The sequence below is a fragment of the Lentzea sp. NBRC 102530 genome (assembly GCF_030269365.1).
GTDB lineage: Bacteria > Actinomycetota > Actinomycetes > Mycobacteriales > Pseudonocardiaceae > Lentzea.
The window spans coordinates 27,243-53,498 of sequence record NZ_BSTF01000009.1; the positions used below are offsets into that span (position 1 = coordinate 27,243).

Sequence of the window (26,256 nt, forward strand, 5' to 3'; positions counted from 1 at the left end):
GCGCGGTTGTAGGCAAGACCCCTAACTAGAATCCGGCGTCGTGACCAAGCCGTCGCAGGAGCTGCTGCGCTCGATCTCCGACGAGCACGTGCTGCGGACGTTGATGTCCGCACGCAAGCTGACGCGCGCCGAACTGGCGGTGGAGACCGGGTTGTCGAAGCCGACCGTGAGCGAGAGCGTGCGCCGCCTGGTCGAGAGCGGCCTCGTCGCCGACACCGGCGAACGCACCCGCGGCGGCCGCGGCAAGGGCAGGGTCGGCTCGTTCTACGGCCTCGCCGAGGACATCGGCGTGGCCCTGGTCGTGACGATCGCGCCGGACGGCGTGACGGCGGAGTGCGTCGACGCCCACGGAGACGTCGTGGGCCGCACGCACCAGCCCGCCGCCGCGGCCGACGTCGCGGCCGTGCTGCCTTCCGTGGTCGCGGAAACCGTTGCGGCGCACAACGTCCGGCTCTGCACGGTGAGCGCCGCCGACCCCGTCGACCGGGCGACCGGACGGCTCGTGCACCTGCCCGACTCGCCGTTCCTGGTGGGTGAACTGGACCCGGTCGCGATGCTGTCACCGTTGCTGCACGGGCCTGTCCTCGTGGACAACGACGTGAACTGGGCGGCCCAGGCCGAACACGCCGCGCTCGGCGTCGCGGACTTCGCCTACCTGTTCCTCGGCGAGGGCCTGGGTTGTGCCGTCGTACTGGACGGCGAGGTGCGGCGCGGCCGGTCCGGGCTGGCCGGGGAGATCTCGCACCTGATCACGACCGGGCCGTCCGGGGCGACGCCGTTCATCGAGGTGTTCGGCGAACTCGGGCTGCGCCGACCGGGGTCGACGGCGATCGACGTGCCACGACTGCTCTCCGCCGACTTCGCCGTGCTGGCCGGGGCGATCGCCGGTGTCGTGACGGCGCTGGTGACGCTGACCGACCCCGAGGTGGTCGTGGTCGGCGGCTCGTGGGGTCCGGCGGTGCTGGACGCCGTCCGGGCCGAGTGCTCGCGGTCGCCGCGTCAGGTCTCGCTGGTCGCGGCTTCGGTCGAGGCGCCCTCTCTGGCCGGCGCCCGGGCCGCCGCCGTGGAGGCGTTGCGGACCGCGCTGGTCAGCCTGGCAGGCTCGCGTACTCCTCGATCCTCGTGATGAGGCCGTCCTCGAAGCGGAAGTAGACGGCGGCGTCCACTCGGAACAGTCCACCGTCCTTCGTGGCGACGTTCACGACGTGCTGCTGCAACACCTCTCCCGGCTGTTCGAACTGCCTCGTGATGTCGTAGCGCATCGACTCGATCGGTTCGATCTGCGCCCGCATGCCGGCGATGTTCTCGCCGATGCCGGAGTCGCCCTTGCCGTCGTTGTGCCAGACCGTGGCGTCGGCCGAGCACATCGCCCTCGCCTCGGTCCACTCGCGGTTCTCCAGGTGGCGCAGGTAGGTGGTGGCCCTGGCCTTCAGGTCGTACATGAGCGCTCGTTCTCCTGCTTCGACTCGGATCGGGAGGTGGTTGCCGGGCGGGGACAGCGGGCAGGTGAAGACGGCCGGGACCAGGTGGTGGTGCGAGAGGGTGGCCTGGTTGAAGTCGACCGTGAACCTCGTGCCGGGTTCGTGTTGCGGCAGGACGAGCCAACGGCCGATACCCGGCGTCCCGGCGCCGCTGGTCTCGTCGGTGAAGACGACGAGTCGTTGGCCCGGCATGGTTTCCAGGACGGTGAGGACGTGCTCCTCGCCGTCGATCGTGACCGCCAGGTCCACCGGCGCGTTGACCGGCCGGGTGGTGCGGGGCGCGGTCAGGTGCTCGACCTCGACGTACCGATCCTGTTGTGCCGCACGGAATTCGCCTTCGAAGACCCAGGCCGGGTCGTAGGAGTAGGTGTCGATGCCTTGCAGGCCTGACTGCGCCAACGCCTTGTCGTCCTTGACGACCACGCCGTAGAAGCCGTCGGCACCGCCGGTGAGCGCCGTGCGGCCGTCGGCGAGTTCGGTGACGCCGTCGACCTCGGTGTCGTTGAAGGTCAGGGCGCCCCCGACCACCCGCCACCGTCCCGGAACGCCGGGGAGTTCCACCGGCCGGTCGCTCACGGTCCCCTTGGCGACGACCTTCACCTTGTCGGTGATCTCGGCCAGCCTGGCCTCCCGCCACTGCTCGTAGGTCACTTCCGGGCCGTCCAGACGGTGCGTTCGGTGTGCAGGGCCAGGTCGTCGCGGCCGAGGGCGGTTTCCAGGGCCTCGGGGGCGAGTTGCCTGCCCAGCACGACGCGGGCGTAGCGTTCCACGGCCGCTGACCGTTCGATGTGGACGGTGATGGTGCGTTCGTCCTCGACGGTGAAGCCCGCCCCGACGAGCTTCGGGCCCCAGTCCGCACCGCGGTGCGGAAGGCGCTCGTCGGGGCCGTCCGGGGCCTGCTCGGGGAAGAACCGCGGCATGCCCGCGAGTTCGACGACGGCCAGGACGCCGTTCGGGGCGAGGGTCTTGCGCAGCTGGGCGAGGGTGTGGGCCGGGTCGGCCATGTGGTGCAGCGACGCCGAGGCCCAGACGAGGTCGGGGGTGCCGAGGTCCGGCCAGTCGGTGTCGAGGTCCGCCAGGACGGTGTGGATCCGGTCGGCCACGCCTCGTTCGCCCGCCTTGGCGCGCAGGCGCTGGAGGTGGTCCAGCGAGGAGTCGACGGCGGTGAGGTGCGCCTCGGGGAAACGGTCCAGCAGGGCGAACGTGCCCGCGCCCGTGCCCGCGCCGAGGTCGACGATCTGGGCGGGGCTCGTCACCGGGAGGCGGTCGATGATCTCGGCGGTGTGGGTGGCCAGGAGCTCGGCGTCGAGGTCGAGGATCTCGGCCTGGTCGACGCCGTCCGCGTGACCATGCCCGTGGCCTCCGCCGTGCCCGTGGCCATGTCCGTGCCCGTGGCCATGTCCGTGGCCTCCGCCATCCCCGTGCCCGTGGCCATGTCCGTGGCCTCCGCCATCCCCATGCCCGTGGCCGTGTCCGTGTTCGCTCATGCCCCCAACGTAGGTCGGCCATGCGCCTCGTGCACGACCCCTTGCGCAAACGGCAAGAAGCTCAGCTCGCGCGGTGCCGTCCGCGCAAGATCACGCCTTCTGCCTGTCGGCGTGGTGGCCGCGGCGCGCCTCCCGGTCGAAGATGCCGAGGATCTCGCACGGTCCCCCGGCCGTGCCGATCGCGTGCGGGAGCATCGTCGGGAACTCCGCGGCCTGGTTGGTCTCGACCCGGAACCGCCGGTTGCCCAGCAGCAGGACGGCCGTGCCCGACAGCACCACCAGCCACTCACGGCCGGAGTGGGCGCGCAGCGAGGCCGGGTTGTCGGGTGGCGGGGTGGTCATCCGCTGGCGCATCACGGTCATGCCCGGTTCCGCCTTGATCGGCCAGCGCATGGTGCCGTGGGCGCCGTCGAGCATCGGGCTGACGATGACGTCGTCGGTGTCGGTCTCCACGAGCTGGTCCAGTGACGTGTCGAGGGCGCGCGCCAGGGTCACCAGCTGGTCGAGGGCGAGGCGGCGCTGGCCGTTCTCGATGCGGCTCAGCGACGACGGGCTGAGCTTCGCCCGCGTGGCCAGTTCGTCGAGCGACCAGCCCTGGGCCACGCGCAGGGCGCGGATCCGCTTGCGCACGAGGCCGTCCAGATCGCCGTCTTCTTGCGTCATGCGCACGATCGTATGTCTGTGGGGCAAACGCCGCCTAGCTTCGCCGGCATGACCAGAACGAAGACCCTGATCGCGGTGTGCGTGGCGTTGATGGCCGTGATCTCGTCGGTGACCGGCCTCAACGTCGCCCAGCCGCACCTCGCCGCCGAGTTCGGCGCGTCGCAGAGCACGGTGCTGTGGATCATCAACGGGTACGTGCTGACGCTGGCCGCGTTGCTGCTGCCGCTGGGGGCCGCCGGCGACCGGTGGGGGCGGCGGCCGGTGCTGATCGGCGGGCTCGTGGTGTTCGGGGTGGCGAACGTGGTGGCGGGCCTCGCCCCGACGGCCGGGGTGCTGCTGGCGGCGCGGGTGGTGGCCGGGGTCGGGGCAGCGACGATCATGCCCGTCACGCTGGCGGTGATCACCTCGACGTTCCCGGAGAAGGAACGCGGGCGCGCCATCGGCGTGTGGACCGGCGTCGCGGGTGGCGGCGGGTTGCTCGGGATGTTCCTGTCGGCGGTGCTCGTCGACGTCGCGAGCTGGCGGTTCCTGTTCGTGCTGCCCGTCGCGCTCGTGGTCGTCGCGGTGGTGATGGCGGTGCGGGAGGTGCCGGACTCGCGGGAGGTGCGGCCGTTCGACGTGGTCGGCGCGGTGACGTCCGCGGTCGCGGTGACCGGGTTGATCTACTTCCTGCACGAGGGCGGCCTGTTCGGTCTCGCCATCGGGGCCGTGGCGGCGGTGGCGTTCGTGGTGTGGGAGTTGCGGCATCCCGTGCCGTTGCTGGACATCAGGCTGTTCCGCGAACGATCGCTGGCCACCGGATCGCTGGTGCTGCTGGTGGTGTTCGGCGTGCAGGCCGGGGTGTCGATCGTGCTGTACCCGTTCTTCCAGACCGTGCTGGGGTGGTCGGGGCTGGTGGCGACGGTGGCGTTGCTGCCGATGGCCGGCGTGATGATGGTGGTGTCCGGCCTGGCGCCGCGCCTGGCCGAACGGGTGGGCGCGCGCGTGACGATGAGCGCCGGAATCCTGTTGGGCGGCTTGGGGTTGGCGTCCATGGCGGTGTTCGTGGACGGCGGGTACCTCGCCGTGCTGCCGGGCATGATCGCGATGGGCGCGGGCATGGGGCTGTCGATGCCGCCCGCCACCGAGGCGATCACCGGTTCCCTGCTCCAGGAGCAGCAGGGCGTGGCGTCGGCGTTGAACGACGTCACGCGCGAGTTCGGCACGGCGCTCGGGATCGCGTTGCTGGGAGCGATGGTGGCGAACGCGGTCGACGCCGGCGGGTCCTTTGTGGAGGGATGGCGGACCGCCATGTGGGCCGGCGTGGCCCTCATGGCGGTCCTGTTCGGCGTCGCTATGCGTCGATGAGCAGGTCGAGCAGCTTCTGCGGGGCGTCGTCGCCGAAGAGGCTCTGCACGGTGACCTCGGTGTCGGCGGCGGTCTTGGCCGCACGCTCGAACATGGCCTTCTCGTAGGTCGCCAGCGCGGTCTCGACGTCGGACGACGCCAGCGCCGACGCCAGCTCGGCGCCGTCGAGCATGGCGAGGTTCGCGCCCTCACCGTTGGGCGGCGACAGGTGCGCGGCGTCGCCGACGAGCGTCACGCCCGGCACGCGGTCCCAGCGGTGGTCGTTCGGCAGGGCGTGGTGGGCACGCAGGAGGGGCGTGGTGTCGGTGTCGAGGATCAACGACCGCAGCTCCGGCGCCCACCCCTCGAAGTGCCGCGCCACCTGGACGGGATCGGTGACGTCGAACGTCTCGAACCACTCCAGCGGCCGGTGGAACTCGACGTAGGTGTGCAGCAGGCCGCCCGCCTCGCGGTGGGCGAAGATGCCGCGGTCCTTGCCTGGCGCGAAGAGCGACCCGCCCCCGACCGCCTTCGCGGTGGCCGGGTACCGCGTGTCGGCGTCGTGGATGAAGGTCTCGACGAACGCCGACCCCGCGTACACCGGCCTGGCATCCGACACCAACGGCCTCACCCGCGACCACGCCCCATCGGCACCGACCAGCACGTCGGTCTCCAGCACGCCCGGGTCCGTGACCTTGCTCCCCCACCGCACGGTGCCGGCCGGCAGCGAGTCGAGCAGCATCTGCCGCAGGTCGGCGCGCTGCACCTCGGGCCGCCCGCCGCTGCCGTCGTCGGCCTTCTCGAACAGGACGGTGCCGTCGTTCTCCAGCACCCGCATGGCCTGCCGCCCCGGCAGCACCAGCCGTTGGAACTCCTCCATCAGACCGGCGGCCTCGACGGCGATCTGCCCGTTGTAGTCGTGGATGTCCAGCATGCCGCCCTGCGAGCGCGCCGTCGGCGACTCCTCCGCCTCGTGGACGACGGACGGGATGCCGTGGACGTGCAGCACGCGGGCGAGCGTGAGACCGCCGAGTCCGGCACCGATGATCGTGACGCGCATGGAAGTGACTCCCCTGGTCGGACCGTGCCGCCTCCCTGACGGCACGACCAGGTTCACCCCCGGCGCTGGCAGCCCCCGCTCACCTCACTGGCAGTGGCTGATAGCGCCTGTCACCACTCGGCGAACGAGCCGTCGTCGTGCCGCCAGATCGGCGACCGCCACGCGTGCCCGACCTCCGCCGCCCGCCGCACCGCCGCCTCGTCGACCTCCACCCCGAGACCGGGCCCCGTCGGCCGCTTCATCCAGCCGTCCACCGGCCGCACCGGCGCCATGTCCACCAGGTACGCCGGGTCCGTCCCGTTGTAGTGCATGCCCGCGCTCTGCTCCTGGATCAGGAAGTTCGGCGTGGTGAACGCGACCTGCAACGACGCCGCCAGCGAGATCGGCCCGAGCGGGCAGTGCGGCGCGATCGACGCCCCGTACACCTCGGCGAGCGACCCGATGCGCCGCAACTCGGAGATGCCGCCCGCGTGCGACGGATCGGGCTGCACGACCGCGACCCCCGCCTCCAGCACCGGCTTGAACTCCCACCGCGAGAACAACCGCTCCCCCGTGGCGATCGGCACCGTCGAAGCCTGCACCACCGACGCCAGCACCTCGGCCGGGAGCTCGGGCAGCACCGGCTCCTCCACGAACATGGGCTGCACCTCCTCCAGCATCCGCACGAGCCGGCGCGCCATCGCGGGCGACACCCGGCCGTGGAAGTCGATGGCGAGATCTCCCTGCGGTCCCAACGCCTCCCGCGCTTCACGAGCCCTCAGCAGCACCGCCTCGGCATCGGCCGGCGAGGCGATCGGCCGCATCTCCGCCGTGGCGTTCATCTTCACCGCGGAGAACCCCGCCGCGACCTGCCGCGCCACGGCTTCGAAGACGCCGTCCGGCCGGTCGCCGCCGACCCACGAGTACGCCCGCACCCGGTCGCGCACCGGCCCGCCGAGCAGTTCGTGCACCGGCAGTCCGCGCGCCTTGCCCGCGATGTCCCACAACGCGTGGTCGTAGCCGGAGAGCGCCGACGACAGCACGGGGCCACCGCGGTAGAAGCCGCCCTTGCGCAGCACCTGCCACATGTCCTCGACCCGCAACGGGTCCTGGCCGATGACCAGGTCCGACAGCTCGTGGACGGCGGCGCGGACGGTCTCCGCCCTGCCCTCCACCACCGGCTCACCCCAGCCGGTCACCCCCTCGTCCGTGCTCACCTTGAGGAACAACCAGCGGGGCTCGACCAGGAACGTCTCGACCGCCGTCACCTTCATGAGGAGTCCTTTGCCGCGGACCAGCCGCCGTCGACCAACAACTCCGCGCCCGTCACGAAGGACGCCGCCGGAGACAGGAGGAATCCGATCACCGAGGCCACCTCGGCCGGGTCGCCGAGGCGGCCGGCCGGGGTCGCTCGGGCACTGCGTTCCCGGTCCTCGGCGGAGACCCGGTCCCACGCCGCCGTCAGCACGGGACCGGGCAGCACCGCGTTGACGCGGACGTCGGGCGCGTACTCGACGGCGAGCTGGCGGGTCAGCGCCACCAGCCCGCCCTTCGAGGCCGCGTAGGCGCCGTGGCCGGGGATGCCGAAGTGCGCGTGCACGGACGAGACCAGCACGACGGAACCCTTGCGCTGCCGCAACGACGGCAGGCACGCCCGCAGTCCGTGGAAGGCGCCGCCGAGGTTCACGGCGAGCTGCCGTTCTCACTCGGAGGGGGTCGTGAGGTCCAACGCCTTCACCGCGACGGTGTAGGCGTTGCTGACCAACGCGTCCACCTCGCCGTCGCACAGCTCCAGGGCCCGCTGCCACACGGCGGGATCGCTGACGTCGCCCCGCACGGCCACGTCACCGCGCAGGTCGATGCCGACGACCTGGTAGCCGTTGTCCGTCAGGTGTTCCGCCGTCGCGGCGCCGATTCCCGCCGCCGCACCTGACACCACCGCGCGCTTCATGCACGTTCTCCTAGAGCTTCTGCCGGTAGACCTTGTTGTCCGGACCGCGCACGACCGTCCACGCGGAGCCGTCCGGACCAGCAGTAGCACCGACGGCGCCGACGAGCGAGTTGCTCGGGAACTCGCCGCGCTTGAACCAGCCGCCCCAGACACCGGCGGAAGCGTTGACCTGCCACAGGGTGTAGTCGCTGGCCCGCGCGAACAGGTAGATCCGGTCCTGGTACTCGACGAGGGTGGGGCTGCCGGAGATCACGCCTCCGAGTGACGTCCACTCGCCGCCCGCGACCGGGCGCACCCAGACGTTGTCGGCGGCGGTGCGGACGGCGACCTGGCCGCCGGCCACGCTCGGCCTGCCGTAGATCGGGGCGCCACCGGGAGCGCCGAGGGAGCTCCAGGAACCACCGGCGTGCTTCCACACCTCGCCGTCTTCGCCACGCGCCACGATCGTGCCGTCAGGAGAAACCGAGGGCGCGTCGGTGAGCTTGCCGCCCAGGGACTTCCACGCATCCCACTGTCCGTTGTGGAGCGTGCGCTGCCAGAGCCGGTTGTCCACACCGCGGACCGAGACTTCGACGTCGGTGCCGACCGTGCGGACGGCGGGCTGGCCCTGGATCGCCTTGCCGAGCGAGGACCACTTGCCGTCGCGCAGCATCCGCACCTCACCACCGGCACCCCGGCTGAACACCAGCGCCGAGTCGCCGACCCGCGCGATGGCCGGAGAAGCCGTGGCGTCCGAACCCACGGCCTCGCCGGGGACGAGGTCGGTGCCGCGCAGCTTGAGCATCGCGGTGCCGTGCGGCGGGACCGTCACCGTGTACGAGCCGGAGACAACGCCCCGGTCGGCACGAGCACGCAGGTCGCGGACCGAGACCGGCCCCTTCAGGCCCGCGTCGGCGACGTTCACCGTCATCTCGGCGGGGACGTCGCGGCGGTTCAGCAGCACGACGGAGCGTTCGCCCTTGCGGGCCAACACCTTGCTGTAGACGTCGGTGTCGCCGGTCGAGGCCACGCGGACGCCCTGGATGGCCAGGGGGTCCTGGTTGACGGCGAGGATCTCCGGGTTTTTCAAGGTCGCGATCATCGACGCGGGCAGCGTGCGCGGGTCCGAGCCGACGATCAACGGCGAGGACATCTGCGCCCACATGACGAACTGCGAGGTCGACTCCTCCTCGTTGAGCTCGTAGGTGCCCTGCTGCGTCTTGCGCATCGGGATCAGGTAGTCCGGGTCGTTGTAGCGGCCGGGGCCGTTGGACTCGGGGTGCGCGGCGTTGCGGTCCATGTTGCGCAGCACGTCGCGCCAGATGCCCTCGTACGGCGTGCCGAACGCGATGTCGGTGCTCGTACGCCAGGAATCGCCGGTCAGCGGGCCGAACGTGTAGGAGAAGTCGGCGGTCTGGTCGGGGGTGTGCGGAACGCCCCACTCGTCGGTGACCGGGTTGCAGATGTTGAGGATCATCGGCCGCCCGGCCTTGCGCAGCGCCTTGCTGAAGTCCGCGTACGCCTGGGCGGGCTTGAGGTTCGCCGCGATGCCGCACAGGTAGTCGACCTTGACCGCGTCGAACTTCCAGTCGGCGAACCGCTTGGTGTCCTTCTCGTAGAACCCGCCGCCACTCCCCGCCGCGCAGTTCTTGCCGTCGGACGGACCGGCATCGGTGTAGATGCCGGCCTTGAGCCCCTTGGCGTGCAGGTCGCGGACGAGCTTCGGCAGGCCGCTCGGGAACTTCGCGGGGTCCTCCTGGAGGTTGCCCTGAGCGTCACGCGGGGTCGGCGCGGTCCAGCCGCCGTCGATCCACACGATCTGGTACCCGGCGTCGCGCATGCCGCTGCTCACGAGGAAGTCCGCGATGCTGCGGATCTCCTTCTCGCTGGGCGCGCCCAGGCCGTAGTAGGTGTTCCAACCCATGTACGGCGTCTTGGCCGCACCGCTGTCGTAGTAGGTGGGCGCTCCTTGGTCGTCACCTGCGTATGCGGGTGACGCCACCAGGGACATCAGGGCGACTGCCAACGCGACTCTGCGAACCGACATGGTCGTGAGCCTCCCTCCTGCTCGCCCTCAGGTCAAGAATAATTCGTAATTTATGTGTAGTAGGCTGGCGCCCGTGAGCTACCGCTACGAGATCACCCAGGCAGTCGTGCGGCAGGGCGTCATCGCGATCATTCGCACCGCCGACACCTCCTCCGCTGTTCAGGCCGCCGTTCCACTACTGGACGCGGGCCTCACGTCACTCGAGCTGCCGCTGACGAACCCCGGCGCGCTGGACGCGATCCGGCAGCTGCGGACCGACTACCCGGAGGCGACCATCGGTGCCGGGTCCGTGCTCGACGAGGCCTCCGCCGTCGCCGCCGTCCGGGCCGGAGCCCAGTTCCTGGTGGCGCCCAACCTCGACGCCGCCGTGATCCGGGCGGGCCACCGCTACGGCGCCGCGGTCCTGCCCGGCGCGGGTTCCGTCTCCGAGGTCGTGCAGGCGCTCGAAGCCGGTGCGGACGCGGTGAAGGTGTTCCCCGCGCCCACCCCGCAGTGGGTCAGGGACGTGCTGGCCGTGCTGCCGTACGCGCCGCTCGTGCCGACCGGGGGCGTCGCTCCGGCGGACGTGCCTGGCTGGCTCGCCGCCGGAGCCGTGGCGTGCGGGGTCGGGTCGGCCCTCGCCCGCACGCCGATCGACGACATCAAGGCCCTGATCAGGCAGGCCTGAGCACCACCACGTCGGCGTCGTGCGCGGCGGTCCAGTCGAACGGGACGCCGACGTGGGTCAGGTGCGCCGCCGAGTACACCTGGCCGTTCTCGTCCACGTAGGACTCGGCGGTCAGGTCGCGCAGCCTCACCCGCGACGACTGGCCGGGCACCACCGGCACCCCGGTCAGCGAGCCCGTGTGCCACGCCAGCACGACGACCCGGTCCTCCGCGCTGTACTGCACGGCGTCCCCGAGCAACCGCACCTCGCCGCCGTGGACGACGTCGCGGACGTCCTTGTACCGGGCGATCAACGCGGCGGCTTCCGCTCGCTCGGCCTCGGACCAGTGCCGCACGTCCGCGCCGATGCCGAGCACACCGGCCATCGCGAGCACGAACCGGAACTTCAGCGACCGCGGGCGCGCGTCGAAGAAGCCCGGCGCGTCCGTCACCCACGACGACATCAGGTGCGGCGCGTGCATGTGCAGGAACCCGTGCTGGATCTTCAACCGGTCGAGCGGCGCGGTGTTGTCGCTGGGCCACACCACGTCGACCATGCCGGTCGTGGCCAGGTCGGTTCGGCCGCCACCACCCGCGCAGCCCTCGACCAGCACGTGGGGGTGCCTTTCACGCAGGTGCTCCAGCACGCGCCAGTAGTTGCGGACGTGCGCGTCGTCGAGCTCTCCGGACCGTTCCGTGGCCGGGCGGTTCATGTCCCACTTGAGGTAGCTGATCCGGTGTTCGGTCAGCAGCCGGTCCAAAGTGGAGACCACGAACTCGTAGACCTCGGGCAGCCCCAGGTTGAGCAGCATCTGGTTGCGGATGAGCGTGGGCTCGCGACCGTCCACCTTGTACACCCAGTCCGGGTGCTCGGCGTAGAGCCGCGATTTCGGGCTGACCGACTCGGGTTCGACCCAGAGCCCGAACTCCAGTCCCAGCCCGCGCACCTCGTCGACGAACGCCCCGAAATCCGGTGACTCCGGGTACCAGTCGCCGAGACCGCCGGTGTCGTCGTGGCGGCCGGCGAACCAGCCGTCGTCCACCACGAACAGCTCGACGCCCAGGTCAGCGGCGATCCGGGCCAGCTCCAGCTGCCCGGGCAGGTCGACGTCGAACCCCGTCGCCTCCCAGGAGTTGTAGAGCACCGGCTTGCGGGCCGGACGGGACCGCAGCCGGTCGTAGGCGTGCCAGACCCGGGACAGGTCGTCGGTCGCGTACGCCAGCGCCAGTTCGGGCGTCACGAACGTCTCCCCCGGCCCGACCACGACCGGGCCGAGCATCCCGGCACGCACGCGCGTGAGTCCGGAGGGCTCGACCTCGGCCGTGATCTCCCAGGAACCGGACCACGCCAGCGAGACGCCCCACGTGTCGTCCACGGACAACCAGGGCGCGTAGTTGTGCCCGGGAACGCCGTAGGAACTGCCGATCCGGAACCCGCCCGCGGGCAGGGACACGTGGTCCAGCTGGAACTCGCGGGCCCACTCGCCGTGCAGGAACGCCAACCGGGGTTCCCGCACCGGCAGGCACACACCCGCCGAGCCGAGCTTGGTGAGCCGCACCGGCTCATCCCGCAGGTTGGTGACCTCGACCCATCGCGACAGCACGTCCACCGTCGGTTCGGGCCGGTAGCAGAGCACCACCCTCAGCTGCGCGACCTCGTCTGCGAACGCGAGCCGCAGCACGCCGTTCGTCTGATCCCCGCGCTCGAACCTCAGCCACGAGTCGCCGTCGATCTCCAGATCGGCGCCGGTGAACGGGCGCTCGCCGCGCGGCGCGTACTCGATCGGCGCCGCGTCGGCCTCGGTGATGAAGTGGACGTCGCCCCGGTTCGCGTAGGCGGACGGGCCGACCTCCACCCCGTGCGGCCCCCAGGCCACCAGCTCGGCCCAGCGGCCGCCGGGTTCGATCGCCACCGTGTAGGACGTGGTGGCCATCCGCAGCGTCCACTGGCTCATTTGACCGCTCCCACCGCGAGTCCGGAGATGAAGTGCTTCTGGAACCGCAGGAACACCGCCACGGTCGGGATCGCGGCGATCACCGACCCGGCCGCGATCACGTTCCAGTTGGAGACGTACTGGCCCTGCAACGCGAGCAGCGCCGGGGTCACCGGCATGACGGCCGAGGACCGCAGCACGGTGATCGCCCACAGCAGGTCGTTGAAGATCCAGGTGAACGCCAGCGCCGCCAGCGCGGCGAGCGCGGGCCTGGTCATCGGCAGCACGATCCGCCAGAAGATCTGCACGGGTCCGGCGCCGTCGATGGTGGCGGCCTCCTGCACCTCGTTCGGCATGGCGCGCATGAAGCCCTGCAGCACGAACGTGTAGAAGCCGAGCCCGAACCCGACCTGCACGACGATCAGCGCGAACAGCGTGTCGTAGATGCCGAGCACCTCGGTCAGCTTCGACACCGGCACCAGCAGGATCTGCGGGGGCAGCAGGTTGCCCGCGAGCATCAGCAGGATGATCGTGCGCCGGCCGGGGATCGCGAACCGGCTGAGCGCGTACGCCGCCGCCGACGCCAGCGCGAGGGACAGGAACACCGTCGGGATCGTGACGACGACGCTGTTCCACATCGCGCCCGCGCCGCCGTTCGTCCACGCGTCGGCGAACCCGGCGAACGTGAACGACCGCGGCACCGAGGCGAGGCCGTTGGCGGCGATGTCGTCGAAGCTGCGGACGGCGGTGATCAGCACGGCCACGATCGGCAGCAGCCACAGCACGGAGATCGTGCCCGCGACGGCGTGGAAGAGGCGGCCAGAAGAAGCGCTACTCGACATCTCAGTTCTCCCGGAACGCGCGGACGAGGTAGGTCACGATCACGCCGAACGCCAGCAGGAAGATGACCACGGCGAGCGCTGAGGCGTAGCCGAGCTTGAGCGACTGGAACGCGGTCGAGTACATGTAGGTGCTGAGCAGCTCGGACGAGTGGTACGGGCCGCCGCGCGTCATCGACCACACCACGTCGAACGACCGCAGCGAGTCGATCACGATCACCGACAGCACCACCGAGTTGACGCTCGACAGCTGCGGCCAGGTGATGTGGCGGAACTTCTGCCACGCCGTGGCACCGTCCAAAGTGGCCGCCTCGTACAGGCCGGGGTCGATTCCCTTGAGGCCCGCCAGGTACAGCACCATGACGTACCCGACCTGCCGCCACAGTGCCGGCACCAGCACCGCGTAGATCGCCGTGTCCGGGTCGGCCAGCGGACTGCTGTCGAAGATCGCGCCCGGCTGGTAGAGCACCTGCCAGATCAGCGACGTGGCGACGAGCGAGAAGACGACGGGGATGAACAGCGCGGCGCGGTAGATCCCGACGCCGCGGCGTTCCTTCTGCAGCAGCACGGCGATCCCGAGGCCGCCGATCGCGGACAGGCCGCCGAAGAGCACGAGCCAGATCGCGGTGTTCGTGACGGCGGTGTGGAAGACCGGGTCGTCGATCATCCTGGCGTAGTTGTCGAGCCCGACGAACCGGGGCGGCGAGACGCCGTCCCAGTTCGTCAGCGCGAGCCAGAAGCCCTGGATCGCGGGCCAGAAGACCCAGAACCCCTCCACCAGCAACGGGATGAGCACGAACAGCAGCAGGATCGGAGGGACCCTGGTGGAGCTCCTGGTCATGTCAGCTCGACCACACCTGCTCGGCGGCCTTCTGCCACGTCGTCAGGATGGACTCCAGCTGGTCGGGCTGCTGGAGGAACTTGACCAGCGCCGCGTCCGCCGTCGGCTGCAGCGCGTCGCTGGAGTCCCGGTTGAAGAACTGGGTGATCTCCGCGGCCTCCTTGAGGTGCTGGCGGCCCTTCGTCACGAGCGGTGTGCCGGAGTCCTTGGCGTTCGGGTGCGTCGGCAGCACGGTGCCGGACGAGGCCTTGATGTAGACCTCCTGCCCCTCGGCCGTCGCCGCGTACGTCAGGAACTCCTTGAGCTCCTTGACGTGCGGGGACTTGGCGCTCGCGAAGAACCCGTCGGTCGGGCCCTCCTCGGCCAGCGGCACGTTCGGGTCGATGATCGGGAACCGGAAGAAGTCGATGTCGTCGATCGCGTCCTTCGGTGCCGCGTCGGCGAAGAACGCGCCGGTGAGCAGCATGCCCGTGCGGCCCTGGAGCATCGCCGTGGTGGCGTCCTGGAACCCGATCGCGGTGCCGTTGGGGTCGGTGTAGGGCAGCACCTCACGCCACGGCGTGAAGATCGCCTTGACCTTCGGGTCGTCGAAGCGCTGCTTGCCCGCCAGCAGTTCGCGGTGGAACGGCGCGCCGTTGACGCGGATGTTGAAGTAGTCGAACCAGCTCGACGCGGTCCACGGCGAGTCGGAGCCCGCGCCCATGCCGAGCGGGATCACGCCCTTGCCCTGCAGCACCTTGCAGAGGTCGACGAACTCGGTCCACGTCTTCGGCGGGGTGACGCCCCACTTGGCGAAGTTGGACTTGCGGTAGAAGAAGCCCCACCAGTAGTACGTCGTCGGCACGAACACCTTGCCGCTCAACGTCTTGAACGACTGGGGGTAGTCACCCATCGTCTGCCAGACGTCGCTGATGTCGAGCAGCAGCCCCTTCTCCTCGTAGCCCTTGAGCAGCGCTCCGGGGTACCAGGTGAAGAGGTCGGGCGGGTTGGCCGAGGTGAGGTAGCTCGGGAGCTGGGTCCGGAAGGTCTCGGAGGCCACGGTGTTGACCGAGGCCTGCGCACCCTTCTTGTCGTTGAACGCCTTCACCAGCGCGTCGATCGCCGCTTTGGCAGCAGGCGCCGACAGGTTCGACTGGATCGTGGCCGTGCCCGCGGCCTGGGTGACCGGGCCGGAGGACGCCGAGGTGGCGCAGGAAGCCGTGCCGCTGACCAGCAACCCGGCTCCCGCGGCGGCGGTGACGCGGAGGAAGTGACGCCTGTCCATGGCGGACAGATTGCGCGCAGGTCATGATCATGTCAAGAATAATTCATAATTTATGATGTGCCGTATGATCGCGAGCATGAGCGAGAAGCGGCTGCGGGGCGTGCACGGCCAGACCGTTGAGGCACTGGCCGGTCGGATCCTCGCCGGCGAGATCGGCGAGGGCGACACCCTCGACCTCCCGGCGTTGCGCGAGGAACTCGACGTGTCACTGACCGCGCTGCGCGAGGCCCTGAAGGTGTTGTCGGCCAAGGGCATGATCGACGCACGCCAGAAGCGCGGCACGTTCGTCCAGCCGCGCTCGTCGTGGAACCTCCTCGACACCGACGTGATGCGCTGGCAGACCCAGGCGGGCAACGCCGACCACGGCCTGTTCGACGAACTGACCGAGATGCGCGTGATCGTCGAACCCGCCGCCGCCCGCCTGGCCGCCGAACGGGCTTCGGACGCCGACATCGAGGCGTTGGCGGCCGCGGTGGACCGCATGGCGTCGGCCCGCGACCTCGCCGCGACCGTCCGGGCGGACCTGGACTTCCACCGGCTGCTCATGGCGGCCACGCACAACGCGTTCCTGACCCAGGTCGAGCGGATCATCGCGATCGGCCTCGCCGAACGGGACAAGCTCGTGCACGGGACCGTCGAGGACGACCCGGTGCCGTCACACCGCGCCGTGCTGGACGCGATCAGGGAACGTTCACCCGAAGCGGCCTACGAGGCGATGCGCGCGCTGGTCGACAAGTCGGGCGCCGACCTCGACCGCCTGCGCTGAGTCTTAATCGATACGACACCATCGGGTACCGTTTCAACGGTTGTGAAAGACATTCACGTCCGTCAGCATCGGGCCTCATGCGCCTGATCACGCTCGCCGTCGCCGTCGTGCTCGCGATCTCGGCCGCCCCCGCGGCTGCGGCACCCGGACTGAAGATCGCCACCTACAACGTGTTCATGCTGTCGCGGAACCTGTACCCGAACTGGGGGCAGGTGGCGCGGGCCGACCTGCTCGACAGCTCCGGGGTGCTGGCCGGGCAGGACGTCGTGGTGGTGCAGGAGGCGTTCGACAACGCCGCCTCCGACCGGTTGCTCGCGAACCTGCGCGACACCTACCCGCACCAGACGCCGGTGCTCGGGCGGTCCAAGTCCGGCTGGGACGTCACCAGCGGTGCCTACAGCGACTCGACGCCGGAGGACGGCGGGGTGGCGGTGCTCAGCCGGTGGCCGATCACCACGCGGGTGCAGCACGTCTACCGCGACGCCTGCGGGGCCGACTGGTTCTCCAACAAGGGGTTCGCGTACGTGCGGATCGAGGCGCCGGGCGGTCCGGTGCACGTGATCGGGACGCACATGCAGGCCGAGGACTCCACGTGCACGAGCGCGCCGGAGGGGTACCGGGCGAAGCAGCGGGCCGAGATCAAGGCGTTCCTGACCGCGCGGAACATTCCCGCCGCCGAACCCGTGTACGTGGCCGGGGACCTGAACGTGATCAAGGCGAGTGCCGAGTTCCCGCGGATGGTGTCGGAACTGGGGGCGCACACGCCCGAGGTGGGTGGGCACCCGTTCTCGTGGGACTGCGCGGACAACAGCGTCTGCCGCGACCAGTACGGGCCGGAGTACGCGTCGGAACACCTCGACTACGTGCTGACGGTGCAGGGTCCCTTGCTGCGCAACGAGACGCGGCGGGTGAAGAGTCCCGAGTGGTCGATCTGGTCGTGGGGGCGCAAGTACACCTTCACCGACTTCTCCGACCACTACCCCGTGTTCGCTAGCTGAGCACGGGAGCGACGGTCAGGCCGAAGTCGCGCATGCCCATCCAGTCCTCGCCGGCGCCGGTCTCGGCCAGCTTGATCCGCACGGCGTAGATGCTCAGCAGCAACGCCTGGACCGAGTCCACGCCGTAAGCGGCGTCCACCGGTTCGTCGCCGATCTGGTGTGGACACTCCCAGTCGCCGTTCTCGCTCAACGGATCGGGGCGCGGGGTGCCGAACCGGATCACCACCTCGAGGGGTGATCCGTCCGGCGTCTTGCCCTCGATCCGTCGTTCGGCGATCACGGTGCCCAAGTCCATGCGACTCAGCCTAGCGTCGCCAGGAGCCTCTTCGCCTGGACGACCGCCTTGCCGGACCCCTTGCGGGCGGCCACCTCGGCGAGTCCCGCGATGTCGCCGGACGCCTCGACGCGCTGCGCCAGTTCGACGGCGAGCTCGATCAGGTCCGCGACCCTGTTGTGGGAGAACGACTTCGGGAGCGCGACGGCGAGTGCGTCCCAGATCTGCTGCGCGGCACCGGAACGGGCCGCGTCGCGCAGGCCAGGGGCCAGGCGGTTCATCGCCAGTTCGCCGCGTTCCAGGAGACGGCCGAGGTGGTCGCCGAGCAGTGCGCCGTCGAGGTGGTCGCGGGCGGCGAGGATCAGCAACGCGTCCACGGCGTGGGCTCGGCCCGCGGTCTCGGCGGCGCCCAGGCCGTAGGCGAGGGCGAGGTGGGTGGCGACGCCCGCCGGTCCGTCGGTCTCGGCCAGCGCGGGCAGCACCCGGCCGAAGTCGCCCTCCTCCCTGCCGTTCGCGAGGAGCGGCACCAGGTAGGCGGCGACGGTCTCGCGCTGGGTGGGGAGTGCGGCGGGCCAGGAAGTGAGCATCGCGCCGTCGTTGCTGTGGACGCGCCAATAGCGCTCTGGGTCGGACAGCCCGGGGGTGAGCGTCACGAGGAGCTTCCACTCCAGGGTCTGCTCGGTGACGTAGAGGTGCTCGGTCTCGCGGGTGCGCTCGACGACCTCGGCGATCGGGTCGGTCCGGTCACCCAGCCACGCCCGGAGGAGGCTGCCGGACTCGCTCGTGAGTGAGGCGAAGTCCTCGGGACGGGCGTCGCGGGGCAGGCGGTGGCAGGCCTGGTGGAGGTCGTCCGGCCACGGTTCCCAGTTCTCCGCCTCGGCTTTGGCGAGCCGTTCGAGCAACGTGGCCACGTCGAGGAGTCCGGACGTCGTGGTCGGCGTCGACACCAAGGCCGGGCGCGGGGACTTGACCAGGCCCTTCGCGATCTCGTGCATCCGTGCGGAGAGCAGCAGGGTGAGCGCGGTGCCCGGTTCGGCGGGTGCGAACCTCGTCGCACTCGCCTCGGCCTCGCTGATCGGGGTCAGCGGCTGGGCCGGAGCGCCGATGATCGAGACGAGCACCGCCCAGCAGTCGCCGCGGCTGCGGGCGGGGTTGGTCTCGTAGACATGACTGCGGCAGGTGTAGGGGTACTTCTCGTAGATCGGGGCGAACGCCTGGGCGACCGCGTCCCTGTCCTGCCAGGAGAAGCGGACGACGGCCTCGATGATCCGCTCGGTGGTGACGGCGTCGGGGTCGCCCGCGTTGCGGCTGAACAACGCCCTGGCCTCGCGGGCGAGTTCGTCCAGGGTGGCGATGGGCTCGGGCCACGGCGTGGGCGTGAACTCGGCCAGCGCGACCGCTTCCTCCGCCACCGCCTGGACGCCGAACCGCTGGGCGAGGTCGGCGGGCAACTGCTCGGCGAGGGTGAGGAGTTCGGCGCGGGTCTCGTCGCCGACCTGGATCCCCGCGACGAGCTTCACGGCCTGGCCGCGCAGGTCGTCCGACGCGTGCGTGAAGAGGTCGGCGGCGGTCAGCGCCACCTCGTCCGGGTGGGCCTTGGCGTGGTTGGCGAGCCACGCGAGCTGGGCGCGGACGAGCTTCTTCTCGGTGCGGCCGAACACCCAGCGGCTCGCCTCGGTCAGCAGGCCGAAGTCGAGCTTGCCCGCGTCGTCCACGCGTTTGAGCTGGTCCTGCGCGGCCGTGGCGACGGTCGAGCGCGAGTCGGGCAGCATCGCCACGTAGTCACGCGCGTGCGCGGTGGCCTCCTCGACCGTGACGCCGAGGGCGCGGTGCAGTTCGAGCAGCCCGGTCACCTCGTTCTTCGGGCCGCCCGCCTGCAGGTTCGCCAGGCACCTGTCGACGAGCAGACCGCGGTCCGCCGTCGCGACCAGGAACGCCTGCACCGGCCGCGCGTCGCCGAAGTACGCGCCCGCGCCGGGCGCCTCCAGCAGGCGGGGGAACAGGACCTCGAAACCCGGACGCCAGTACCGGTGACCGCTGCAGGCGAGGAAGTGCAGCAGGAAACCGTCCGAGTCGGGCGGGGTGTCCCCGCAGAACTCCACGACCAGGCGCATCAGGTCAGGCCGGGAGGGCTCGCGGGCGGGCATCTTGGCGGCGAGCCGGGTGGTCAGGTCGGGCAGCCACGGGAGTTCGCGGTGTCGCAGCACGCTGAGCAGGGTGGTGGTCGCGTCCTCCGGGCTGTCGTGGTGCGACCAGATCGCGTGCCGCAGCAGCCACGGCGCGAGCGTCGCGGCGCTCTGCAGCAGGCCGGCGCCCGCGATCGCCAGGTGTTCGCGGTGCTTCCACGGGATGTCGCTCGCGCGTTCCGCCTTCTCGAACGCCAGCAGGTCGGGGACCAGAGCCTTGCGTTCGGCGGGAGTGAGGGCGTTCAGCGCCTCCCCGAGCGGCACGAACTCGTGCGCCTCGATCAAAACCCGGATCCTGTCGAAACTCACGCCTTCTCCCCCAGTGCCTCGGCCAGCCGCCTGGCCTGCACGACGATCTTGCTCGATCCCTTGCGCGCAGCGACCTCCGCCAGTCCCCCGACGGTACCGGCGGGCTTGAGCCGCTGGGCGAGTTCGACGGCCAGTTCGACGGCGTCCGCGACCCGGTTGTGCGTCCACAGCTGCGGCAGCATGGCGACCAGTGCGTCCCAGACCTGGTGTGCCGCACCGGAACGAGCGGCGTCGCGCAGGCACGGGACGACCCGGTTCAACGCGATGCCGCCCTGGGCCGCCAGCATGCCCACGACCTCGCCGAACGCCTTGCCGTCGAGGTGGTCGCGCGCCGCGAGGACCAGCAACGCGTCCACGGCGTACGCGCGGCCGACCGTCGCCTCGGCGCCCAGTCCGTACGCGAGCGCGAGGTGCGTGGCGACGCCGATCGGGCCGTCGGTCCCGGCGAGCGAGGGCAGCACGGGTCCGTCGTCGCCCTTCGACCCGGTGCGGGTCGCGAGGTGCGGCACGAGGTGGGCTGCGACGACTTCCCGTTGTCCCGGCAGGACCGCGGGCCAGCAGGAGAGCATGACCTCCCATTCGCTGTAGCCGTACCAGAACAGCTCCGGTTCGGTCAGCGCCGGCGCGAGCGTCACCAGCACCCGCTTCTCCTGGCGGGGCGCGGCGATGTGGCCGTACGGCCTGGCGCGGGTGCGGTGCACCAGTTCGGCGACCGGGTCGGACGTCTCGGCGAGCCACTCGCGCAACCAGACGCCCGTGGTCCCGCCCAGCGACGCGAAGTGCTCGGGACCGGTGCCGCGAGGAAGCCGGCGGCACGCCTGCCGGAGGTCGCCCGGCCACGGTTCCCAGCCCTCCTCCTCGGCCTTCGCGAGGCGTTCGAGCAACGTCGCCGGGTCGATCCGCCAGGACAGGTCGGTCGGCGTCGACACCAGCGCCGGGCGCGGCGACCGGACGAGTCCCGTGCCGATCTCGCGCAACCTCTTCGCGAGGTGCCTGCCGGGGCTCTCCGGACCGGTCCGCCCGAGCACCGCCGCGCGATCGAACTCCTCGGGCGCGGACACGGCCGCGAAGATCGCGAAGAACATCGACCGGCAGTCGGGCGACGGGCGATCGAGGTACGGCTGCAGGTCGAGGCGGTTGCGGATCCAGGAGTGCCTCTCCAGGAACGGGTCGAGCGCCCGCACCACCGCTTCCCGGTCCTGCCAGGTGAACCGGACCACGGCCTCGATGATCCGCTCGACGAGCACCGGGTCGAGGTGCGGGGTGTTGCGCCCGAACAACGACCCCACCTCGCCGGTCAGCTCGTCGAGCGTCGCGATCGGATCGGGCCACGGCCCGGCGGTGTGCGGGGCGAGCGCGGAGACCTCGTCGGCGACCGTCTCGACGCCGAGCTGGGCCGCGAGGTCGGACGGCAGCTGCTCGGCGAGGGAGCGCAGCTCGCTGCGGGTGGCGTCACCGATCTTCGGTTCGCACCGGGCGACCAGCTTGACCGCCTGGCCGCGCAGGTCGTCCGAGGAGTGCGCGAACAGTTCGGCCGCCGCGAGCGCCACACCGTCCGGAGTGGACTTGACGTGCTTGCCGAGCCACGTGAGCTGGGTGCGGATCAGCTTCTTCTCGGTGCGCCCGAACACCCAGCGGCTCGCGTCGGCCAGCAGCTCGAAGTCGAGCCGTCCGGCCTCGTCCAGGAGCTTGAGCTGCGCCTGGGCGAGGGTGGCGACGGTCGACCGCGAGTCGGGCAGCATCGCGACGTGGTCCCTGGCATGCTCGGCCACCTCGTCCAGCGTCACCTGGACGACCTCGTGTAGAGCCAGGAACCCGTCCATCTCCCTGGCCGCGCCGCCCTGCTGGAGCCGGGCGAGGCAACCGTCGAGCAGGACGGCGCGGTCGGCCCGGTCGCGCAGGAACGCCCGCCACTGCGGGACGGTCGCGAAGATCGCTCCACTGCCGGCGACCTCCAGCAGCCGCGGGATCAGCGCGTCGAACGCCGGGCGCCAGCGCGTGTGGCCGCCGAACTCCAGGAAGTGCAACAGGAACCCGTCGGCGTCCGGCGGGGTGTCACCGCAGAACTCCAGCACGAGCCACAGCAGGTCGGGCCGCCGCGTCCGGGCGGGACCGGGCATCCGGGCGGCGATCCGCGTCACCAGGTCCGGCATCCAGGCGAGGTCGCGGTGCCGCAGCACGTCCAGCGCCACGGTGATGCCGTTGTCGTCCCTCATCCGGTTCCACCAGACCTGGTACCGCACGAGCCACGGTGCCATCGTGGACGCGGTGGGCAGCAACCCGCAGCCCGCGACGTGCAACGCCGGGTGGTGCCGCCAGTTCTGCCGGCCCGCGCGGTGCTGCTTCTCGAACGCGATCAGGTCCTTCGCGCACTCCTTGCGCTCCTCGGGAGTGAGGGTCTTGAGCACCTCGCCGAGCGCCAGCAGCTGGTCGGACTCGATCAGCGCCTGAATCCGGTCGAACGTCACGCCTTCACTCCCAAAGCACTCACGAGTCGCTTCGCCTGCACGACGGCCTTGCTCGATCCCTTGCGCGCGGCCACGTCCGCGAGCCCCTCGACGTCACCACCGGGCTTGAGCCGCTGGGCGAGTTCGACGGCCAGTTCAAGGACGTCGGCCACCCTGTTGTGGGCCCAGAGCCGCGGCAGCATCGCCGTCAGCGCGGCCCAGACCTGCGGTGCCGCACCGGAACGGGCCGCGTCGCGCAGGCCGGGCAGCACGCGGTTCAGCACGACGTCCCCGCGTTCCAGCACCTGACCGGCGAGGTCACCGAGCAACGCTCCGTCGAGTTGGTCGCGGGCGGCGAGGAGCAGGATCGCGTCCACCGCGTACGCGCGGTTGAGCGTCAGCTCGGCACCCAGGCCGTACGTCAGGGCGAGGTGCGTCGCCGGACCCGCGGGGCCGTGGGACTCGGCGAGCATCGGCAGCAGCGGGCCGTCGCCACCCTTCGTGCCCGTGCGCGCCCGCAGGTGCGGCACGAGGTGGGCGGCCACGACGTCGGGCCGCGTCGGCAGGAGCGACGGCCACCACTCCATCATCGGGCCGCTCTCGTCCCAGTGCCGCAGCTGGTTCTCCGGCTCCTCCAGGCCCGGCGTGACCGTCGCGTACAGGCCGGTGTCCTTGATGTCGTAGCCCTCGTAGGCGAACGTCCGCTCGGCCAGTGCGATCACGGCCTCGGACTCGAACGACGGCAGCCGTTCGAGGGCTTGCCGGAGGTCGCGCGGCCACGGCTGCCAGCCCTCGGCCTCCGCGCGGGCGAGCCTCTCCTTCAGCACGGCCGGGTCGATCAGGCCGGACGCCTCGGTCGGCGTCGACACGAGTGCGGGCTTCGGCAGGTGCACGAGTCCCTTGGCGATCTCGTGCAACCGCCGGGCGAGCCGGTCGGCGATCTCGCCGTTGCCCTCCTGCGTGGTGCGCCAGTTGCGGGCGAGGTCGATGGTCTCGCTCACCGGCTTCTTGAGCTTCTTCGGCTTGGCCCGCGCGGCCAGGACGATCTCGAAGAACTCCGACCGCGGGTTGCACGCACCGTCGTCGTTCCAGCCGGGGTGCTGCTCGCGGTAGCCGAGCCAGGCGTGCTTGTCGAACACCGGCTGGAGGGCGGCGGCGAGCGCTTCCCGGTCCTGCCAGGCGAAGCGGACGATCGCCTCGACGATCCGCTCCGCTGTGGACGGTTCCAGGCGATCACGGCCGACCGCGGCCATCAGCTCGCCGGTCAGCTCGTCCAGGGTGGCGATCAGCGCGGGGAACGGCCGGGACTCGAACGCCACCAGCTCGGCTCCGGAGTCCTGTTCGGCGCTGACCCCGAGTTCGCGGGCCAGGTCGTCCGGCAACTGCTCGGCCAGCGCACGCACCGACGCCTGCGTCTCGTCGCTCGCGTTCCCGAGGTGCTTGACGATCAGCTTCACGGCCTGGCCGCGAAGATCAGCGGATTCGTGTGCGAACAGCTCCGCGAGCGTCAGCACCACCTCGTCCGGGCGAGCCTCGGCGTGCTTGCCGAGCCACGTGAGCTGCGCGCGGACGAGCTTCTTCTCGGTGCGTCCGAAGACCCAGCGGCTCGCGTCGAGCAGCAGGTCGAAGTCGAGGTTCCCGGCCTCGTCCAGGGACCTCAGCCGCTCCTGCGCGAGTCCGGCGACCGTCGACCGCGAGTCCGGCAGCATCGCGAGGTAGTCCCGCGCGTGAGCGAGAGTCTCGTCCTGCGTGACCTTCAACGCCGCGTGCAGGCCGAGGAAACCGTCCATCTCGCCCGCCGTGCCGCCCTGCTGCAACCGGGCGAGGCACACGTCGAGCACGGCCTGCCGATCGGTCTGGCGCACCAGGAACTCGACCCACCCGCGCCGCTCGACTCCGAGCACCACTCCCGCGCCCACCGCCTCCAGCATCCGCGGGAGCAACGGGTCGTAGGCGGACTTCCACTGCGGCACGCCGAAGTCCATGAGGTGCAGCAGGAAGCCGTCGGTCCGCGGTGGTTCGTCGCCGCAGAACTCCACGATCAGGCGCGAGAGGTCCTGCCGCCACCGCTCGCGCGACGGGATCTTGACCGTCAGCCTGGCGATCAGGTCCGGCATCCACGACAGGGCGCGCTGCCGCAGCACCTCGATCAGCGTGAGGACACGGGCATCGGACTCGAAGTCGTGGTGCAGGAAAATCGGGTAGCGGAGCAGCCACGGCGCGAGCGCGGAGGCGTTGGGCAGCAGGCCCGCGCCGGCGATCGAGAGCTGCTCGCCGTCGTCCCAGCGGCGGTCGCCCCGGCGATGTTCCTTCTCGTACGCCACCAGGTCCTTGGCGTACGCCTTGCGTTCGTCGGCGCTCAGGGCGATCAACGCGTCACCGAGTGCGCGCGGGTCTTCGGACTCGATCAGCGCCTGGATCTGCGCGAAGCTCACGCCCTGCCCCTGACCATGTCCGCGGCCAGCACGTGCTTGCACTTGCCGCGGCCGCCGCGGTACTCGGCCCACCACTGGCAGGTGCAGGCGTCGCCGTTGACGCGGTACGCACCGACGACGGCGGTGTCGCCGTCCCAGCTGACGGCGTTCTGCTCGACGAGCGCCTTCGCGTTGCGCAGCCTGGGGTTCATGGCCTGGACGTCGACGCCGCCGTACGGGAGTTCGCGGTGGAAGTACGAGGCCTCGGCGAGGTCGTAGCCGACCCGCCCGGACGTGCCGAGCTGGGCGAGCGCGTCCCTGACCCGCGCCGGGGTGAGCCCCGATCGGTCCGCGAGATCCGCGATGTCCACGCGGGGCTCGAAGTCGAGCAGGGCGCCGATGAGTTCGGCGTCGGTGTCGCTGTCCCCGGCGGCCAGGCCGTCGAGGACGGCGCCCTCCCCGGACAGACCGCGGGTCACCTCGGGCGACAGCACCAGCGTCAGGCGTTGCGAACCGAGGTCGACCTCCCAGCCGCTCGCGACCGGTAAGCCGGCGGCGGGCGGACCGTAGAGCCGGACGGCCTTCGCGAAGCGCAGCAACGGGATCAGCGTCTCCAGCCGGTTCGGGCCCGCGAGGCACACGGCGTTCGCGGACGCGGTTCCGCTGAGCCGCAACGACTTCCCGGACGGCACCACCCACACCGCGGCCCGGCTCTTCGGCAACGTCTTGAGGAACCTCTGCGCGTCCATCGGCGAGAGCTCGGCGCGCAGGTCGAACTTCGACGTCAGCACCTGGGTCTCGGCGAACCCGCGCAGCCAGCGCGGCGGCAGCGGCACCTTCTTCTCCACCACCGCGCCGTCGAGCGTGCCGACCTCGACCTGGTCGGGGCCGACGGTGAGGTGCAGCGGGTCGCCCTTGGTGACGCGGGCGAGCGCGCGCCGCAGCGGCTCGTTGACGTCGACGTTCGTGGTACCGCGGTCGTGGACCTCGCCGTCGAGGGCGTCACCGAGGACGTCCAGGCGCGCGTACACCCCGCAGCAGCCGGAGAACGACTCGAACCGCAGCCGGTCGCCGTTGCACGTCACGACCGGATCGCGCAGGCGTTCGTTCGTCGGCTGGAAGTACCGGGTGCCCGCGACCTTCGCGATGGCGAGCAACGCCGTGGCGGCCTGCTGCGAGTCGCCGAGGAACCCGGTGAAGAACCGCGGGTTCGGTGCCCTGCCGCCGGAGGTCTGCAGGCCCAGAGCGCGGCGCTGCTCGTCCAGCCGGGAGTCGGCCACGTACGCGTACGAGTGCATTGCGCCACTCTAGAGAACAGGTGTTCGAGCGAGAGCCCGTTTGATCAACCCGGGCGGAATGTCGGTTG

At 71.0% G+C, this 26,256-nt stretch carries 20 protein-coding genes and 1 pseudogene; 5 read left to right on the forward strand and 16 right to left on the reverse strand.

The window, feature by feature from the left end; genetic code table 11:
* Positions 1-40: 40 nt before the first annotated feature.
* Entirely contained in the window at positions 41-1,126 is a 1,086-nt protein-coding gene (locus tag QSK25_RS23900; RefSeq protein ID WP_285641400.1) for an ROK family transcriptional regulator, read from the forward strand.
* Here QSK25_RS23900 and QSK25_RS23905 read toward each other — a convergent pair.
* From QSK25_RS23905 to QSK25_RS23915, 3 genes are all read right to left on the reverse strand, one after another.
* Positions 1,089-2,132, reverse strand: a complete 1,044-nt coding sequence (locus tag QSK25_RS23905; protein WP_285641403.1) for a DUF1684 domain-containing protein — start codon at positions 2,130-2,132, stop codon at positions 1,089-1,091. The genes QSK25_RS23900 and QSK25_RS23905 overlap by 38 nt on opposite strands.
* Positions 2,129-2,968 carry a class I SAM-dependent methyltransferase gene (locus QSK25_RS23910; RefSeq protein ID WP_285641404.1) on the reverse strand — a complete coding sequence of 280 codons (840 nt, stop codon included), beginning with the start codon at positions 2,966-2,968 and terminating at the stop codon, positions 2,129-2,131. The genes QSK25_RS23905 and QSK25_RS23910 overlap by 4 nt, the downstream gene beginning before the upstream one ends.
* Before the next feature lie 90 nt (positions 2,969-3,058).
* The gene (locus QSK25_RS23915; protein ID WP_285641405.1) at positions 3,059-3,631 is read right to left on the reverse strand and encodes an XRE family transcriptional regulator; all 573 of its coding nucleotides are present in this window, start codon (positions 3,629-3,631) and stop codon (positions 3,059-3,061) included.
* A gap of 48 nt (positions 3,632-3,679) precedes the next feature.
* Here QSK25_RS23915 and QSK25_RS23920 point away from each other — a divergent pair, with 48 nt between their 5' ends.
* On the forward strand, positions 3,680-4,978 hold the full coding sequence (locus tag QSK25_RS23920) for an MFS transporter (RefSeq protein WP_285641407.1): 1,299 nt from the start codon (positions 3,680-3,682) through the stop codon (positions 4,976-4,978).
* Here QSK25_RS23920 and QSK25_RS23925 read toward each other — a convergent pair.
* The 4 genes and pseudogenes from QSK25_RS23925 to QSK25_RS23940 form a co-directional block, all read right to left on the reverse strand.
* Positions 4,965-6,017 carry an FAD-dependent oxidoreductase gene (locus tag QSK25_RS23925; protein ID WP_285641409.1) on the reverse strand — a complete coding sequence of 351 codons (1,053 nt, stop codon included), beginning with the start codon at positions 6,015-6,017 and terminating at the stop codon, positions 4,965-4,967. The genes QSK25_RS23920 and QSK25_RS23925 overlap by 14 nt on opposite strands.
* 110 nt (positions 6,018-6,127) lie before the next feature.
* Complete coding sequence (gene dgoD, locus QSK25_RS23930) at positions 6,128-7,270, reverse strand: galactonate dehydratase (RefSeq protein ID WP_285641410.1); 1,143 nt, start codon at positions 7,268-7,270, stop codon at positions 6,128-6,130.
* Positions 7,267-7,947: pseudogene (locus tag QSK25_RS23935) on the reverse strand (SDR family NAD(P)-dependent oxidoreductase). The gene dgoD and the pseudogene QSK25_RS23935 overlap by 4 nt, the downstream one beginning before the upstream one ends.
* Positions 7,948-7,957: 10 nt before the next feature.
* Entirely contained in the window at positions 7,958-9,973 is a 2,016-nt protein-coding gene (locus tag QSK25_RS23940; protein ID WP_285641412.1) for a DUF8189 domain-containing protein, read from the reverse strand.
* Positions 9,974-10,046: 73 nt separating this feature from the next.
* Here QSK25_RS23940 and QSK25_RS23945 point away from each other — a divergent pair, with 73 nt between their 5' ends.
* On the forward strand, positions 10,047-10,640 hold the full coding sequence (locus QSK25_RS23945) for a bifunctional 4-hydroxy-2-oxoglutarate aldolase/2-dehydro-3-deoxy-phosphogluconate aldolase (protein ID WP_285641413.1): 594 nt from the start codon (positions 10,047-10,049) through the stop codon (positions 10,638-10,640).
* On the opposite strand, the gene QSK25_RS23950 is transcribed toward QSK25_RS23945, so the two are convergent.
* Genes QSK25_RS23950 through QSK25_RS23965 form a run of 4 tightly spaced genes read right to left on the reverse strand, consistent with a single transcriptional unit; the run spans position 10,627 to position 15,496 of the window.
* On the reverse strand, positions 10,627-12,573 hold the full coding sequence (locus QSK25_RS23950; RefSeq protein WP_285641414.1) for an alpha-galactosidase: 1,947 nt from the start codon (positions 12,571-12,573) through the stop codon (positions 10,627-10,629). The genes QSK25_RS23945 and QSK25_RS23950 overlap by 14 nt on opposite strands.
* Entirely contained in the window at positions 12,570-13,394 is an 825-nt protein-coding gene (locus tag QSK25_RS23955; protein ID WP_285641415.1) for a carbohydrate ABC transporter permease, read from the reverse strand. The genes QSK25_RS23950 and QSK25_RS23955 overlap by 4 nt, the downstream gene beginning before the upstream one ends.
* 1 nt (position 13,395) lies before the next feature.
* Positions 13,396-14,232 (reverse strand): carbohydrate ABC transporter permease, encoded by an 837-nt coding sequence (locus QSK25_RS23960; protein ID WP_285641417.1) that lies wholly within the window; start codon positions 14,230-14,232, stop codon positions 13,396-13,398.
* A gap of 1 nt (position 14,233) precedes the next feature.
* Positions 14,234-15,496, reverse strand: a complete 1,263-nt coding sequence (locus QSK25_RS23965) for an ABC transporter substrate-binding protein (protein WP_285641419.1) — start codon at positions 15,494-15,496, stop codon at positions 14,234-14,236.
* 76 nt (positions 15,497-15,572) lie between these two features.
* Here QSK25_RS23965 and QSK25_RS23970 point away from each other — a divergent pair, with 76 nt between their 5' ends.
* Together QSK25_RS23970 and sph are read left to right on the forward strand one after the other, a co-directional pair.
* The gene (locus QSK25_RS23970) at positions 15,573-16,262 is read left to right on the forward strand and encodes a FadR/GntR family transcriptional regulator (RefSeq protein ID WP_285641422.1); all 690 of its coding nucleotides are present in this window, start codon (positions 15,573-15,575) and stop codon (positions 16,260-16,262) included.
* A gap of 77 nt (positions 16,263-16,339) precedes the next feature.
* On the forward strand, positions 16,340-17,260 hold the full coding sequence (sph, locus tag QSK25_RS23975) for a sphingomyelin phosphodiesterase (RefSeq protein WP_285641424.1): 921 nt from the start codon (positions 16,340-16,342) through the stop codon (positions 17,258-17,260).
* Here the strand turns inward: sph and QSK25_RS23980 are convergent.
* Genes QSK25_RS23980 through QSK25_RS24000 form a run of 5 tightly spaced genes read right to left on the reverse strand, consistent with a single transcriptional unit; the run spans position 17,253 to position 26,188 of the window.
* Entirely contained in the window at positions 17,253-17,555 is a 303-nt protein-coding gene (locus QSK25_RS23980) for a DUF6968 family protein (protein ID WP_285641425.1), read from the reverse strand. The two genes, sph and QSK25_RS23980, sit on opposite strands and share 8 nt — an antisense overlap.
* Positions 17,556-17,560: 5 nt before the next feature.
* Positions 17,561-20,029 (reverse strand): DUF6493 family protein, encoded by a 2,469-nt coding sequence (locus QSK25_RS23985; protein ID WP_285641426.1) that lies wholly within the window; start codon positions 20,027-20,029, stop codon positions 17,561-17,563.
* A complete protein-coding gene (locus tag QSK25_RS23990; protein ID WP_285641427.1) occupies positions 20,026-22,497 on the reverse strand; it encodes a DUF7825 domain-containing protein in 2,472 nt (823 codons plus the stop codon). The genes QSK25_RS23985 and QSK25_RS23990 overlap by 4 nt, the downstream gene beginning before the upstream one ends.
* The gene (locus QSK25_RS23995) at positions 22,494-24,911 is read right to left on the reverse strand and encodes a DUF7824 domain-containing protein (RefSeq protein WP_285641430.1); all 2,418 of its coding nucleotides are present in this window, start codon (positions 24,909-24,911) and stop codon (positions 22,494-22,496) included. Before QSK25_RS23995 ends, QSK25_RS23990 begins: the two co-directional genes overlap by 4 nt.
* Entirely contained in the window at positions 24,908-26,188 is a 1,281-nt protein-coding gene (locus QSK25_RS24000) for an SWIM zinc finger family protein (protein WP_285641431.1), read from the reverse strand. The genes QSK25_RS23995 and QSK25_RS24000 overlap by 4 nt, the downstream gene beginning before the upstream one ends.
* Between the last annotated feature and the right edge of the window lie 68 nt (positions 26,189-26,256).

What these genes read in the sequence shown, in the direction of transcription:
- QSK25_RS23910 (WP_285641404.1), bottom strand. Translation starts at nt 2,968, where the DNA reads ATGAGCGAACACGGACACGGCCACGGGCATGGGGATGGCGGAGGCCAC.
- QSK25_RS23915 (WP_285641405.1), bottom strand. Translation starts at nt 3,631, where the DNA reads ATGACGCAAGAAGACGGCGATCTGGACGGCCTCGTGCGCAAGCGGATC.
- QSK25_RS23920 (WP_285641407.1), top strand. Translation starts at nt 3,680, where the DNA reads ATGACCAGAACGAAGACCCTGATCGCGGTGTGCGTGGCGTTGATGGCC.
- QSK25_RS23925 (WP_285641409.1), bottom strand. Translation starts at nt 6,017, where the DNA reads ATGCGCGTCACGATCATCGGTGCCGGACTCGGCGGTCTCACGCTCGCC.
- dgoD (WP_285641410.1), bottom strand. Translation starts at nt 7,270, where the DNA reads ATGAAGGTGACGGCGGTCGAGACGTTCCTGGTCGAGCCCCGCTGGTTG.
- QSK25_RS23940 (WP_285641412.1), bottom strand. Translation starts at nt 9,973, where the DNA reads ATGTCGGTTCGCAGAGTCGCGTTGGCAGTCGCCCTGATGTCCCTGGTG.
- QSK25_RS23950 (WP_285641414.1), bottom strand. Translation starts at nt 12,573, where the DNA reads ATGAGCCAGTGGACGCTGCGGATGGCCACCACGTCCTACACGGTGGCG.
- QSK25_RS23955 (WP_285641415.1), bottom strand. Translation starts at nt 13,394, where the DNA reads ATGTCGAGTAGCGCTTCTTCTGGCCGCCTCTTCCACGCCGTCGCGGGC.
- QSK25_RS23960 (WP_285641417.1), bottom strand. Translation starts at nt 14,232, where the DNA reads ATGACCAGGAGCTCCACCAGGGTCCCTCCGATCCTGCTGCTGTTCGTG.
- QSK25_RS23965 (WP_285641419.1), bottom strand. Translation starts at nt 15,496, where the DNA reads ATGGACAGGCGTCACTTCCTCCGCGTCACCGCCGCCGCGGGAGCCGGG.
- QSK25_RS23970 (WP_285641422.1), top strand. Translation starts at nt 15,573, where the DNA reads ATGAGCGAGAAGCGGCTGCGGGGCGTGCACGGCCAGACCGTTGAGGCA.
- sph (WP_285641424.1), top strand. Translation starts at nt 16,340, where the DNA reads ATGCGCCTGATCACGCTCGCCGTCGCCGTCGTGCTCGCGATCTCGGCC.
- QSK25_RS23980 (WP_285641425.1), bottom strand. Translation starts at nt 17,555, where the DNA reads ATGGACTTGGGCACCGTGATCGCCGAACGACGGATCGAGGGCAAGACG.
- QSK25_RS24000 (WP_285641431.1), bottom strand. Translation starts at nt 26,188, where the DNA reads ATGCACTCGTACGCGTACGTGGCCGACTCCCGGCTGGACGAGCAGCGC.